The following is a 12,599-nucleotide window of genomic DNA, read 5'->3' on the forward strand; positions in this document are numbered from 1 at the left end:
TCCGCACAAATAAACAGCTGCTGCTTTTAACACGAGGATTTTTGAAAGATCCGTCATTATAATAAGGAAAGGACTGTATACTTACCTTTAATTCGTTTTTAACAATAAAAAAATCCTTTTCTCACGCTTACTTAACATGAGGAAAGGAATAATGACTTCGTAACCTTTCACTCTTATCGTTCAAGGGAGTTTCCCCTTGCATCAGATTGGCACCAGCGCATGTCGTGAAATAGTTCATGCAGGTTGCCGGGTTTCACAGGGCCTGACCCTCCACCAGCTCGGGATAAGAGTATCCGTTCAATATCTCATAATACGTAAAAGGTCGAACATTGTCAAATATTTTTAACTTCTTTCAGCGGGTGTCCAACATCGTGCTGTTGCTGTTGCTGTCGCTTCGCTTTCGCACAGACTAAAACCCTTTGCTGACGCTACACTTTCGCGCAAAAAACATTGTCAGGCCCAAGCACAAAGCAGATTCCGGACGCATTGTTTATCTGTAGCGAAAGTAAAGCGACAGTTACAATTATGCCAAGACATAATTGATTGTATTCTTATAAAGAAAGTATGGGATTTATATAGAAACAAATTTGGATTATACTGTAATTTAAAACAAAATAATCCCTACTCTCCACCTTACATCATGTGTTAACATATGTGTAACCCTTTACAGCACATTTTGTAGCAAAAGCAAAGCGTTAGCTACAGAACATGTGGTGGATGAATATGATTGTAGCCCCTTTTCAGTCGAAGACAAGCTCCAACTAATAAAAAGCAAGCTAAAACTTCACATCCTGTGCGAACCCCATGTTAGCCCAAAGCTTCCAAACACAATTTTTGCTGTGTCGAAAGTGAATGTGTGATCACTTATTATAAATAGGGTAAAAAGCATTATCAAAACAAATCAATTTACTTTTTGTCGTTTTCTTGAAAAGTAATAAAATCTGAAAAATAATTTCTGAATTAGTATAGATTATTTAAGCAATTGTGTTATACTATTTTTGAAATTAAGAAAATCTCCCTCAAACTCTAGGGAATACTATAAAAAAGGATGGTATTTAATCGATGAATTCAGTAGAAATTGCAAACGAACTGAAGGAATTATTAAGCGGCGGTAACATTAATGTTCAACTTTCAGTACCACAATTAGCTGAAAAGGCTACTTCTCGTGGTGAAGCTATGTTAACAGTAGATGGCGCAGTTCGTGCAGAAACTGGCAAATACACTGGTCGTTCACCTAAAGATAAATATACGGTAGAAGAAGATAGCACAAAGGATAAAATTGACTGGGGCAAAGTTAACCGACCAATTTCTTCTGAAGTGTTCGATAACTTATATGTAAAAGTAGTAAAATATTTAAAAGAACGTGACGAATTATTCGTATTCAAAGGCTTTGCTGGTGCTGACAAAGATTCGCAATTAAGCATCCAAGTAATCAATGAATATGCTTGGCACAATCTTTTCGCCCATCAATTATTTATCCGTCCAACTAAAGAAGAATTAGCTTCTCATGTTGCTGACTTCACAGTTATTTCAGCTCCTAACTTTAAAGCAGATCCTGCTATTGATGGCACTGCTTCTGAAACATTCATCATTGTATCACTTGAAAAGAAAATTATCCTAATCGGTGGTACTGAATACGCTGGTGAAATCAAAAAATCTATTTTTGGTATTATGAACTACTTGTTACCACAACAAGGCATCCTTTCAATGCATTGCTCAGCAAACGTTGGTGAAGCTGGTGATGTTGCATTATTCTTCGGTTTATCTGGTACTGGTAAAACAACTTTATCAGCTGATCCTGATCGTAAGCTTATCGGTGACGATGAACATGGTTGGTCTGATAACGGTGTATTCAACATTGAGGGCGGTTGCTATGCAAAAACAATTAACCTTTCTGCTGAAAAAGAACCAGAAATCTACAACGCAATCCGCTTCGGTTCTGTACTAGAAAACGTAGCTGTTGATCCAGAAACTCGAGTTTGTGACTATGATGATGGTTCATTAACAGAAAATACGCGTGTAGCTTATCCAATTCAATACATTGAAAATATTGTTGATCCATCTGTTGCAGGTCACCCAAAAACAATCATCTTCTTAACAGCTGATGCATTTGGTGTATTACCTCCAATCAGTAAATTAACAAAAGAGCAAGCAATGTACCACTTCCTAAGCGGTTTCACATCTAAACTTGCTGGTACAGAACGTGGTGTAACGGAGCCAGAACCAGTATTCTCAACTTGCTTCGGTTCTCCATTCCTTCCACTTCCAGCAACAGTTTATGCTGAAATGTTAGGTCAAAAAATTGACGAGCACGGTGCACAAGTATACTTAGTGAACACTGGTTGGACTGGTGGCGAATACGGAACTGGTAGCCGTATGAAGCTTTCTTACACTCGTACAATGGTACGTGCTGCAATTGACGGCAAATTAGCTAATGTTGAAACAATTCAAGATTCAGTATTCGGTTTAAACATTCCAACTTCTATTGAAGGTGTACCAACTGAAGTGCTTAATCCTCGTGATGCATGGGCAGATAAAGCTGCTTATGATAAAAAAGCTTCTGAACTTGCTGGTTTATTCAACGAAAACTTCAAGAAATTCTCAAATGTTTCTGAAGCTATCACTAAACTTGGCGGTCCATTAAAATAATTCATTAAGCAAAGGGAACGATTTCAGTCGTTCCCTTTTTTGTGTTGAAAGAGAAAATATTTGTGAATATACTAGCCCTTTAAATGAGGGTGATTTCCATTCTAGGTTACTCGCACACAGAACAGTATCGTTTTATCACCATAAATTAAAGTGGCACGCCAGAAGATACATGCCGAGTGGAGTGATTGATTGGAGTGGAGACTGGGCGACTCCTTGGGAATCAGTATTAGAGGAACGAAGGCTAAAATCATCACGTCCTGTGATAACGCCTTCGTGACCAACCTCGTGTTGGCCCGAGACCCTGGAGCGAGCAGCGGCTCATCGGACGCCCCCAGGAAGCTCTGCTCTGCGCGAAAGCGAAGCGTCAGCGGCAAATGTTTTATTTCTGTGCGAAAGCGAAGCGTCAGCGGCAAAGCGCTCAGTCGGAACGGAAATCAACTCCCTCGTTTTGCCGAAGAGCCATACTTTAAGACACCTTAATTTCATGTATTTTAACAACATGCAAAGGGAACGATTAGAGTCGTTCCCTTTTTTATCTCCCCTATTTTATAGAATTCTATTTTTCATATTAGTAACTTTGTGTATAATTCATAATAGTAGTTTTAGGGGGATATATATGAAAAGAAAATATAAAGTGATTATTACCATTGTCAGTCTGCTATTAGTATTGTTTGTTGTGGCTGGATTTTTTGCAGGGAATTATTTTTATAACTTCGCCTTAAATCCTAATACTGATAAATCAGATGTGTTTAATGCTCCACAAAATTCTATTGTTGTCAGTCCTAAGGATATTAAAGAAAAAGAAGAGAGCGAAAAGTGGTTTAAAGAAAATTACAAGGACTCTTATATACAGTCTTTCGATGATTTAAAATTACATGCCTATACACTTAAAAATACAAACAACACAAATAAATGGGCAATTGTTTTCCATGGATATTCATCTGATGGCTCACAAATGACAAAGTATGCTAAGCATTTTTATGATACAGGCTACAATGTTATCGTACCTGATGCAAGGGCTCATGGAAAAAGTGAGGGTGACTATATCGGTATGGGTTGGCATGATCGACTTGATGTAGTCTCTTGGATTAATAATGTTATCAGTTCTGATAAAAACGCTGAAATTGTTTTGTATGGTGTTTCCATGGGAGGTGCTACAGTGATGATGGCCTCAGGAGAGGATCTACCTGGCAATGTTAAGGCTATTATTGAGGATTGTGGTTATTCCTCAGTTTGGGATGAATTCTCCTATCAATTGCAAGCAATCTTTAATTTACCTGAATTTCCCATTATGCAGTTTTCTTCAATTGTAACGAAGTTAAAAGCTGACTATACGCTTGGTGAAGCTAATAGCGTCAAGCAAGTAGCGAAATCGAAAACACCGATGCTATTCATTCACGGAAGTAATGATACATTTGTTCCATCTGATATGCTAGATGAAGTATATGAGGCTGCCAATGTACCGAAGGAGAAATTTATAGTTGAAGGTGCCGGACATAGCGGTGCAGAAAGCGTTGCTGGAGACGCTTATTGGAAAACTATTAATAACTTTTTAGCAAAATATATAGACTAAATGTCTTTTTTCTACCGTTCAGGTGCCAGCCATAAAGCACCTGAACGTTTTTTGTCTACCTGAGCAGTTTTCACCTGGCCCGAGCGATTCTTCAGTCTACCTGAACAGTCTTCGAATAAAAAAACTCCTTTTTGAAAAAGTGTTAATCAAAACGGAGTAAACTCTCTAAATCTGAAATTTGTATCCATTCCCCTGCAACTTTTAGAAATAAATGCTTTGGAAACCTTGAAGTATTTGTAAATCAATTTTATCTGCTTTTGTCCTCTGAATGATAAAATCAAATCCTTTTTTGGTGTTATCTGCAAATTTAGGCAATGCTTCCAGAGTATCTGTTAAAGGTTTGTTGAAATTGTCCCAATGTATTGGAATAATAAGTTTAGGTTGTACTTTCCGCACGGTTTGCTCATAATACATGTTTTGAAAATCTTGATCCTGAGCCCCTAATACTCCAATTCCTAAAAATAATACATCAGCTCGAATGTCATCTAATGCCCCATCTATATAGTTAGCACTTGGCTTAACAAAGAACGTTTTATTATGATGCGTAATTACGAAATCGTATGAAGAATCTTCATGATAATCTAGAGCTTTTGCTGGTTGTTTAAGTGGTTCTTTAATTTTTTCTCCTTCGTCAAAGGTTGGTGAATGTTTTGATCGAAGGACAGTGACACTAAAATCACCAAACTGCATAGCCTTATTTACTTCATATACAGACATCTGTTTCATATTTATACCATTACCAAGTCCTATATTAATTGCTGATTCTGAACCATATACATGTGTACCAGTTTGTTTAGCGATATAAGCTAAATCTAACGCATGATCATAATGTGTGTGAGCAATAAATAATCCCTGAAGCTTATTATTATCAATTCCTATTTTTTCTAAGGCTTTATTTACAGCATCTGCATCAGTTTTTACAGTACTGAAAGGCAATATTTTTAATAAGGGCGGTCTAGAAATAAAACCATCAATCAATAATTGTGTGTTGCCATCATCAAATAATAAAGATGATGTTCCTAAAAACGTGACCTTTATCTGACCTTGTTTTAATGCTTTTTGCTTTGTTTTCGAAGCGTAATATTCCTTGTATTGTTGAACATCTGCTGAAGGTGTTAAAAACTTATAATAAACAAAAGTAGAAGCGATTATCTTAAATACTAATCCTACAATAATCTTGCGTCTTTTACTTATTATGTATTTCAAACAATACTCTCCTCTCAAAACATAATGTTTTATTGACGTTTCATCCACTCGCAAAGTGCATGTACTGTTTCTCTATTTTTGGCCGGTGGATACTGATGAGCATAACGAAGATCATACCATGTATCATATCTTTTATTAGCATCCTTTAAATAAAATTCTAATTGTCTCGCATGTTCAATATCTACATTTTCATCACGATAGCCATGAATAATAAGTACTGGAGCCGTAATGTGCTCTATCTCGAAAAGTGGTGTTCGAGCATCATAAGCATCTGGTACACGATTAGGCGTCCCTCCAATAACCCGCTTCATCATCCTGCGCATATCTGTCCGCTCCCAATATGTAGCTGTTGCATCAGATACTCCTGCCCATGTCACAACAGATGTAATATCTCTACGTAAGATAGCAGTCCAAAGCGCCATAATACCACCACGTGAAAAACCAAAGACATGAATATTATCATTACAAAACTGTTTTAGCACGTCTACTGCGTATACAGCATCATAACGATCCGCTCCTGCAAACTCATCTCGTCCTTCTCCACCTCGATTGCCACGGTAATATGGAGCAAAAACGATAAAGCCTTGAGCTGCAAACTGTGCGACACGCGAAGGTCTAACCATGCCAATGCTTTGCATGCCTCCCCGTAAATATAAAAAGCCATCATATGTACCTTCTGCCTTAGGCTCCGCTAGTAATCCCTTCACACATAGACCCTGTGACATATACGTGATTTCCGTTAAACGAATAGCTGGATTAGGCGAAGGATAAGGACGTTTTCTAACGATCTTACCATTGGTCATAATGCTTCAACTCCTCCAGCATTTTCTGCATTCCTGCATCCTTCATATGAAAGCTTAAATTTGGATGATGAGCAAATTCTTCATCCGTAAGCCAAGTCATCCCTGAAGTTTCTAAATCAAATTCAATGTCCTCCTGCCCCGCAAACTGCGCAGTAAAGACCGTTTTACAAAATAAGATGTCATCATGAACGGCGTATTCTGCAAACCATCTAAGGTTTTTTACATGAACACCAGTCTCCTCGAATACTTCCCTAATTGCTGCCTGCTCCAATGTTTCCCCAGGTTCTTGCTTTCCACCTGGAACCTCGACACCACGTCGTTTATGAATCGTACATAACCATTTATTTTCATGTTTTAATAAAACAAGTACATGCTTAGGCTCAGTGTCCAATTCGCCTCTTTTAAAACTTAAATCCACTTGAAAACCATTTAAATCTGTAAATGTAAACATGCTCTTCAACTCCTTTTTCTATATTTCATACACTGAGTCGAATCAGCGTTACGGTGATGATCTTTTATTTCACTATAGAGTATTCATGTATCTATAATCAACAGATAAAATCACTAATATAAACTTCTATTAAGCGGTGCGATAGGTGTTTTTTTACAAGAAGTAATACCACATCCAATACTCTGTTCATTCGATTGCGAACAATAATAGCGTCCTGAATTGGATTTTTTTACTGTCTACTAATAAACACGAGCTCTTCTCTTAAGACCCATGAGAAATTAGCTTTCATTCATATAAAAAAGAGTCACTGATGTTTTTCAGTGACCCTCTACCTTTAGACACGTTTATTGAAATATGGAAGTTGTTCAACAAATGCCTTCGTATCCGCATCCCCATACTCATGAACTAATGCATAGATTTTTTTTAAGCGCAAATCAATTTCATCATTTTCTCTATCAAGATGATACTGTATATATGGCAATTGCGCACGCCACGCATTCGCGATTTCCAACATTTGCATTTGCTGAAAAATCTTTTCAAAGACATCTAATGCTTGGCGATCTACGTTGAGTTCAAAGTTCCACTGTCCTGCATATGGATTTGTATAATACGTTCTATTGGCTAGTGAAAAATATACACGCTGACGCTCCATCACAAAACACTCCTTTTACCATAGTATGGTGGTAAAAGGACTGTTTTATTCGCTGGAATGTCAAACTTCCTTCACAACTAAGTAGGATTATCTAATTTATAATAGGAAGTATGAATAAGGAACGGAGTGAATGCCATGAGTTTAATCACACTCTTAGTTGTAGCAGCAATCATCGTAGTATTAGTAACGATTGCGACTATTTTAAGTGTCAATCGTGCGTATGCTTTTAAACATACAGTCGATGAAAAACCACAGCAAAGCTTTCATAAAGATGATGACTAGTTCAATTTGTACATTTTTTTAAGACATTCTTTTATAATATTATTAAAAATAGAATTTGGAGTGAACACAATGGGAGTACCATTACCAATAATCATTATGATCGCAATGATGATGCTTATGTTTGGCGTTTCTGTCATTGTCTTGTTGAAGAAAAAAGGCAATTTCTTTACACAAACTATCGATGCTAAGCCTAAGCAAATTAACGCTCAACAAGAGGACAAGAAAATATGAAATATCCCTTTATATGGCTCATTAAGTTTTACAGAAAATTTATATCACCCATGACACCGCCATCCTGTCGCTTCCATCCTACATGCTCCTCCTATGGACTTGAAGCTTTTCAAAAACACGGTGCCATTAAAGGATTCTATTTAACGATTAAACGTATATCAAAATGCCAGCCATTCCATCCAGGTGGCTTTGATCCAGTACCTGAAAAATGGCCTTCGAAAAAGAATTAATTTTCGAGGGTCATTTTTTTCTTGTGCTTTTATCAGATGTGCGTTATTATAGAAACTGTTCTAAAAAATAAATCGTAATGATTACTATTTGAAAGAGGTATGCTATAAGATGAAAAAAGTATTTTTGTTATTTTTAGTTACAGTCCTTGCCCTATTCACTGCTGCCTGTGGGAATAAATCAGCTACATCCAAACAGTCAGAGACAAAGGATAAATTAACAATTTACACAACTGTCTATCCATTAAGTTATTTTGCACAACGAATTGGTGGCGATTTTGTAGAGGTTTCTTCTATTTATCCTGCTGGCGCCAATGAGCACACATTTGAGCCAACACAAAAAGATATGATGAAATTAGCAGATGCCGATATATTTTTCTATATAGGCTTAGGACTCGAAGGCTTTGTTGAAAATGCCAAAAAGACTCTAGCTAATGAAGATGTAACAATGGTAGCAACTGCAGATCAGGTTACAGATGAAAAATTAGCTATGAGTACAGGTCACTCACATGATGATGAAGAGGAAGCACATCATGATCACGAAGATGAAGACGGACACGGACATGATGACCATGATCACGGTAATGTAGATCCACATGTTTGGCTATCTCCAACTATCAGTCAAGACTTAGCACTTTCCATAAAAAACACTCTAGTTGAAAAAATGCCAGAACAAGAATCTACATTTACAGCTAACTACGAGGCATTGGTAAAAGAACTACAAGATTTAGACAATGAATTTAAAGCTATGGCTGATAAAGCGCAAGAGAAAACGTTCTTCGTATCTCATGCAGCATTTGGCTATATCGCAGGACAATACGGCTTAAAGCAAGTTCCAATAGCCGGTTTAAACTCACAAAATGAGCCTTCTCAAAAAGAACTTACGGCGATTGTTGATAAAGCAAATAAATTGCATATTCACTACATTTTATTCGAGCAAAATGTCTCTTCTAAATTAGCTGAAGTTATCCAAAAAGAGGTTGGAGCAGAGTCTCTCGTCTTGCATAATTTAAGTGTTTTAACAGCAGATGATGTAAAGAATAATGAAACATACTTCACCCTTATGAAGAGAAATATTAAAACTTTAAATACTGCAATCAATTATTCCTCGGAATAATTGCGTCCGGAATCGGCTTTGTGCTTGCACAAAGAGCTCCTTTCCGATTCCGTGACATCCGCCGGAGGCTTTAACTTCTTTCAGTGGGTGTTTGGACACCCGCTGAAAGAAGTTAAACGAACACAAATAAATGAGTAAGGAGGTGCCCCGAACATAGTATGGGGCACCTCCTTTATTATGACGTACTTTTCTTGTGGCATTCGTTTTCCCGCTCTATAAATACTAATTAGCCCTTTTTTCTTATGGATAGCGTTTTGTTTTATCTTTCCATTATCCTTTATTTGGGCTATTATACTTTCTAAAATAATTGGTTCCCATTCATTTAAATACACCTGAACAGAATTATCGCTTTTATTACCTTTTAAAAGCAATCTAGGCTGTTCTATTAATTGTTTTACTGTTTGTTTATTTTTACTTAAAATGGAAAGCCCTTTATCAAAGGTAAATTGACCATCCAGTATTGGTTTTGTAAGAACTTCAACCTTATCCGTTTTTTGCAAATCAAAATAGGCTTCACTTGTAGCGGCTGGGAAACTCGTGTAGTCCCAAGAGTGATCCTGAGCTAATTGGCGATCAGACACTAAAAAATAATTATAACGGACCTCACCCTTACGATCAGGCAATGGATCATCCCATGTAACATCGATATGATACCATTCATCATCAAGCTTCACTAAGACCCAGGCGTGTAGTTGTTCCCCTACTTTTCCTGGTACATATTGTACCTCAAAGCCTAGCTTCTCTAGCATTCGATAAAGCACTAGAGCATATGCCTGACAAACTCCCTTGTTCTCAGTAAGCAATGTGTAGGGAGAATACTGACTTCCTTTCGTTTCCTTCGAATATTCAGCAGTTAGAACGATAAAATCATGTGCAGCCTGTATTTTCTGCAATTCACTTAATCCATGCATAGGTGTAATAATATTCGTCAAAGTCTGTTCTACAAATGCCTCCTCTTCCTGTGAAATATGATAGGTAAACTCAAAACTAATGACAATATTATTGGCATAGCCATCATATTTCCATTTAAAACTAGAAATATTGGCGTAAATATATGGATCTTGAATAGCATGTTTAATAAGCTCTGATAGTTCATCTTTTATTTCCGACGTATTACCAGTATAACGAATATCAAATTCAGTAGATAATTGCATGACTTGTTTTTGAATTAGATGTTGTAGTGTTTCTATTGTATTGGCCGTTGCGATATTCTTTTGTTCATAGTTTGCGAATACTTGCACATGACTCATTTGTAGAACAAATAATATAATGACAACATTATATATATATTTTCTCATATGAGTCTTTCTCCTTTATTAACTAGTTTATGCCTGTCATTTCTTATTATGTTAATGAATGATTAATTTAATCCTAAAAGTTTACTCTTAAAACGAATAAAGAAGGCTTCTTTGAAACGAAATATATAAGGACAATTAGAAAGCCTGTATCGTTGATTACAAAGTAATCATTGATACAGGCTTTTTATAATACTTATTCAATTAATGCCCTGTTAGTTTAAGTGAATTTTCTCACAAATTGTATGATATTATACAGTTGAATAGAAAGACAAATTAGAATTTGGAGGTTCAATATGAAAAGTGAAGATAAACAATATGCTTTAACTGTTATTACTAATATATTAAAAGTAATGCACAGTAAAGAATATGAAAACATTTTAAATTATGTGGATGAATCTGAAGTGGATGATATTGGTGAGTTATTCTATTATGTCCAAGAAACATTAAACTTAAATAGATTTGATTCATTTGATGAATTTGGCGCTCCATGTAATTTCCACCCAAAATACGAATATTCACAAATCAACTTCTATGAATTCAATGATAACAGTGGATTTGCTGTTGATTATGATTTAACTTCAAATTCAAAATTGGCAGATATGTGTTTACAAATGGAGTTTTTATATACGGATGATGGATTAAAAAGTGTTTTTATCACAGTTGACCCACAGTAAAACAAGATTCAGAAGTTCGACTTTTGGTTGAATTAGCGAATAAAATCAAGAATTAACAACTTATAAATCTAAATATGAAAAGGAGAACATATGGAAATATACAACATTAATTTGAATATTCATTATTCTGCCCCACAAGAAGTTTGGGATAAGTTGGAGTGTTTATATAGAGAAATGCCTAACTGGAACAACTTTGTAAACGGCTTTCCACAGTGGTATGGTTCAGATGGTAAATTGATAGAAGTAAGTATTGAATCAAGTGGATTACAATTCTATGCTAAATTACCATCAGAAGAATGGAATGAATGGATTGCATTATTTAAGAATAGAGCTACAAAATTATTGGGATATGAAATTGGCGAACCAGAAGACGGTTTTGAATTTCACTATTATGATTAACCCTTCAAATTCCAAGTTGTCCATAAGCTTAATTTGAAAATACATAAGACACTTCGGTGTCTTTTTTATATCATCGACAATTCTTCCAATCACACCTAATTGCTATTCAACTAACCTGCACCGTTAGTTGAATAAGAACAAGGTGAAACCTCTGTGGAATCCCATCTTATCTTGAAGTAAAGCACCCGTTCGCCATCCATGTAGCGCAAAAACCAGCGCTACACCACAGAAAATGAAAGATGATTAAATTCTTTCATGGGAGTTTAAAAAGAACTTTAGTTTCTAAATAAAGCGATATTTACGTGAAAATTGCGTGATGACCAAAATAATCGTTAACCCAACAACGAGATACCACATTATATGAAAAGGAACTATGAACATTAATACACCAAATAACATAGCTGTTAAAGTGCTAACTGTAATTAATTGTATACTCGTAAATTTATCTTTAATAAAATAATATAAAGTGAGTGGTATCGCTAAAGTAAATATCGGAATATAAATTGTTATAATAGATATTTTAATAAGGGATATTGAAAGTACTGCTATTACGAAGCCTATTGACGTAGCAAGAGTTCTTCCTACAAATGCTTTACCTGAAAAATAGCCGTATAGCAGAATAAACATAATCGTTAAACTGGCACAAATTCCCGTTATTAAAACAAATGAATGGCCTATGACGAAAGCAGCCATTGAGAAACAAACTAAAGAAACGAATGGCAACAGCAATATTGAAGGATTTTGCACTTTTTCTATATTCATTACATTTGTAAAACCTACAAGACATAATAACGTAAACGGAATCGTCAAATATCCTAATTCAAAGTGATTACCTAGATTAATATCACTAACCTCAAGTTTGCCGACCATTATTATTACAAGTGATGCACAAATTTGACCAATCATCCCCCAAATGCTTGATAATTTAAAAGCTTGCGTAAGCTTATCTGTAATTACAATTGAAACGATGCCAATTAATAAAGCTAAATATAACAAGTTTTACCTCCCGAAATAATTTATTAAAAATACTAAAAGTT

Annotated in this window: 14 protein-coding genes and 1 riboswitch; of the genes, 8 read left to right on the plus strand and 6 right to left on the minus strand. The window is 35.8% G+C overall.

Going from position 1 to position 12,599, the window contains the following annotated elements:
* Nucleotides 1-170: 170 nt before the first annotated feature.
* A riboswitch (SAM riboswitch) is annotated at nucleotides 171-290 on the minus strand.
* A gap of 772 nt (nucleotides 291-1,062) precedes the next feature.
* Nucleotides 1,063-2,649 (plus strand): phosphoenolpyruvate carboxykinase (ATP), encoded by a 1,587-nt coding sequence (gene pckA / locus ABH966_RS21515; RefSeq protein ID WP_370081988.1) that lies wholly within the window; start codon nucleotides 1,063-1,065, stop codon nucleotides 2,647-2,649.
* A 616-nt stretch (nucleotides 2,650-3,265) separates the two neighbouring features.
* On the plus strand, nucleotides 3,266-4,222 hold the full coding sequence (locus tag ABH966_RS21520; protein ID WP_370081990.1) for an alpha/beta hydrolase: 957 nt from the start codon (nucleotides 3,266-3,268) through the stop codon (nucleotides 4,220-4,222).
* Nucleotides 4,223-4,423: 201 nt separating this feature from the next.
* Here ABH966_RS21520 and ABH966_RS21525 read toward each other — a convergent pair whose 3' ends face one another.
* From ABH966_RS21525 to ABH966_RS21540, 4 genes are all read right to left on the minus strand, one after another.
* Nucleotides 4,424-5,428 carry an MBL fold metallo-hydrolase gene (locus ABH966_RS21525; protein WP_370081992.1) on the minus strand — a complete coding sequence of 335 codons (1,005 nt, stop codon included), beginning with the start codon at nucleotides 5,426-5,428 and terminating at the stop codon, nucleotides 4,424-4,426.
* 29 nt (nucleotides 5,429-5,457) lie between these two features.
* On the minus strand, nucleotides 5,458-6,234 hold the full coding sequence (locus ABH966_RS21530; RefSeq protein WP_370082037.1) for an alpha/beta hydrolase family protein: 777 nt from the start codon (nucleotides 6,232-6,234) through the stop codon (nucleotides 5,458-5,460).
* Nucleotides 6,218-6,682, minus strand: coding sequence for an NUDIX domain-containing protein (locus tag ABH966_RS21535; protein ID WP_370081994.1), 465 nt, complete (start codon nucleotides 6,680-6,682; stop codon nucleotides 6,218-6,220). The genes ABH966_RS21530 and ABH966_RS21535 overlap by 17 nt, the downstream gene beginning before the upstream one ends.
* 334 nt (nucleotides 6,683-7,016) lie before the next feature.
* Nucleotides 7,017-7,334, minus strand: coding sequence for a transposase (locus tag ABH966_RS21540; RefSeq protein ID WP_370081996.1), 318 nt, complete (start codon nucleotides 7,332-7,334; stop codon nucleotides 7,017-7,019).
* Nucleotides 7,335-7,469: 135 nt separating this feature from the next.
* Between ABH966_RS21540 and ytzI the strand changes: the two genes are divergently transcribed.
* The 4 genes from ytzI (at nucleotide 7,470) to ABH966_RS21560 (ending at nucleotide 9,191) form a co-directional block, all read left to right on the plus strand.
* Nucleotides 7,470-7,616, plus strand: coding sequence for a YtzI protein (ytzI, locus tag ABH966_RS21545; protein WP_370081997.1), 147 nt, complete (start codon nucleotides 7,470-7,472; stop codon nucleotides 7,614-7,616).
* A gap of 69 nt (nucleotides 7,617-7,685) precedes the next feature.
* The gene (locus ABH966_RS21550) at nucleotides 7,686-7,847 is read left to right on the plus strand and encodes a hypothetical protein (protein WP_370081999.1); all 162 of its coding nucleotides are present in this window, start codon (nucleotides 7,686-7,688) and stop codon (nucleotides 7,845-7,847) included.
* On the plus strand, nucleotides 7,844-8,077 hold the full coding sequence (yidD, locus tag ABH966_RS21555) for a membrane protein insertion efficiency factor YidD (RefSeq protein ID WP_053485074.1): 234 nt from the start codon (nucleotides 7,844-7,846) through the stop codon (nucleotides 8,075-8,077). The genes ABH966_RS21550 and yidD overlap by 4 nt, the downstream gene beginning before the upstream one ends.
* Before the next feature lie 109 nt (nucleotides 8,078-8,186).
* Complete coding sequence (locus ABH966_RS21560; protein WP_370082001.1) at nucleotides 8,187-9,191, plus strand: metal ABC transporter solute-binding protein, Zn/Mn family; 1,005 nt, start codon at nucleotides 8,187-8,189, stop codon at nucleotides 9,189-9,191.
* Nucleotides 9,192-9,271: 80 nt separating this feature from the next.
* Here the strand turns inward: ABH966_RS21560 and ABH966_RS21565 are convergent, their stop codons facing one another.
* Nucleotides 9,272-10,489 (minus strand): transglutaminase domain-containing protein, encoded by a 1,218-nt coding sequence (locus ABH966_RS21565; RefSeq protein ID WP_370082003.1) that lies wholly within the window; start codon nucleotides 10,487-10,489, stop codon nucleotides 9,272-9,274.
* A 293-nt stretch (nucleotides 10,490-10,782) separates the two neighbouring features.
* Between ABH966_RS21565 and ABH966_RS21570 the strand changes: the two genes are divergently transcribed.
* Together ABH966_RS21570 and ABH966_RS21575 are read left to right on the plus strand one after the other, a co-directional pair.
* Nucleotides 10,783-11,163 (plus strand): DUF7668 domain-containing protein, encoded by a 381-nt coding sequence (locus ABH966_RS21570; RefSeq protein WP_370082005.1) that lies wholly within the window; start codon nucleotides 10,783-10,785, stop codon nucleotides 11,161-11,163.
* A gap of 90 nt (nucleotides 11,164-11,253) precedes the next feature.
* Complete coding sequence (locus tag ABH966_RS21575; RefSeq protein WP_370082007.1) at nucleotides 11,254-11,562, plus strand: hypothetical protein; 309 nt, start codon at nucleotides 11,254-11,256, stop codon at nucleotides 11,560-11,562.
* A gap of 282 nt (nucleotides 11,563-11,844) precedes the next feature.
* Here the strand turns inward: ABH966_RS21575 and ABH966_RS21580 are convergent, their stop codons facing one another.
* Nucleotides 11,845-12,558 (minus strand): MraY family glycosyltransferase, encoded by a 714-nt coding sequence (locus tag ABH966_RS21580; RefSeq protein WP_370082009.1) that lies wholly within the window; start codon nucleotides 12,556-12,558, stop codon nucleotides 11,845-11,847.
* Nucleotides 12,559-12,599 lie beyond the last annotated feature (41 nt).

It is taken from the genome of Lysinibacillus sp. RC46, assembly GCF_041262385.1.
Classification (GTDB): Bacteria; Bacillota; Bacilli; order Bacillales_A; family Planococcaceae; genus Lysinibacillus.

Bases quoted from the DNA above. Each gene is read 5' to 3' on its own strand.
- ABH966_RS21540 (WP_370081996.1), bottom strand. From the start codon at position 7,334: ATGGAGCGTCAGCGTGTATATTTTTCACTAGCCAATAGAACGTATTAT.
- ABH966_RS21520 (WP_370081990.1), top strand. From the start codon at position 3,266: ATGAAAAGAAAATATAAAGTGATTATTACCATTGTCAGTCTGCTATTA.
- ABH966_RS21560 (WP_370082001.1), top strand. From the start codon at position 8,187: ATGAAAAAAGTATTTTTGTTATTTTTAGTTACAGTCCTTGCCCTATTC.
- ABH966_RS21575 (WP_370082007.1), top strand. From the start codon at position 11,254: ATGGAAATATACAACATTAATTTGAATATTCATTATTCTGCCCCACAA.
- ABH966_RS21565 (WP_370082003.1), bottom strand. From the start codon at position 10,489: ATGAGAAAATATATATATAATGTTGTCATTATATTATTTGTTCTACAA.
- pckA (WP_370081988.1), top strand. From the start codon at position 1,063: ATGAATTCAGTAGAAATTGCAAACGAACTGAAGGAATTATTAAGCGGC.
- ytzI (WP_370081997.1), top strand. From the start codon at position 7,470: ATGAGTTTAATCACACTCTTAGTTGTAGCAGCAATCATCGTAGTATTA.
- ABH966_RS21570 (WP_370082005.1), top strand. From the start codon at position 10,783: ATGAAAAGTGAAGATAAACAATATGCTTTAACTGTTATTACTAATATA.
- yidD (WP_053485074.1), top strand. From the start codon at position 7,844: ATGAAATATCCCTTTATATGGCTCATTAAGTTTTACAGAAAATTTATA.
- ABH966_RS21550 (WP_370081999.1), top strand. From the start codon at position 7,686: ATGGGAGTACCATTACCAATAATCATTATGATCGCAATGATGATGCTT.
- ABH966_RS21535 (WP_370081994.1), bottom strand. From the start codon at position 6,682: ATGTTTACATTTACAGATTTAAATGGTTTTCAAGTGGATTTAAGTTTT.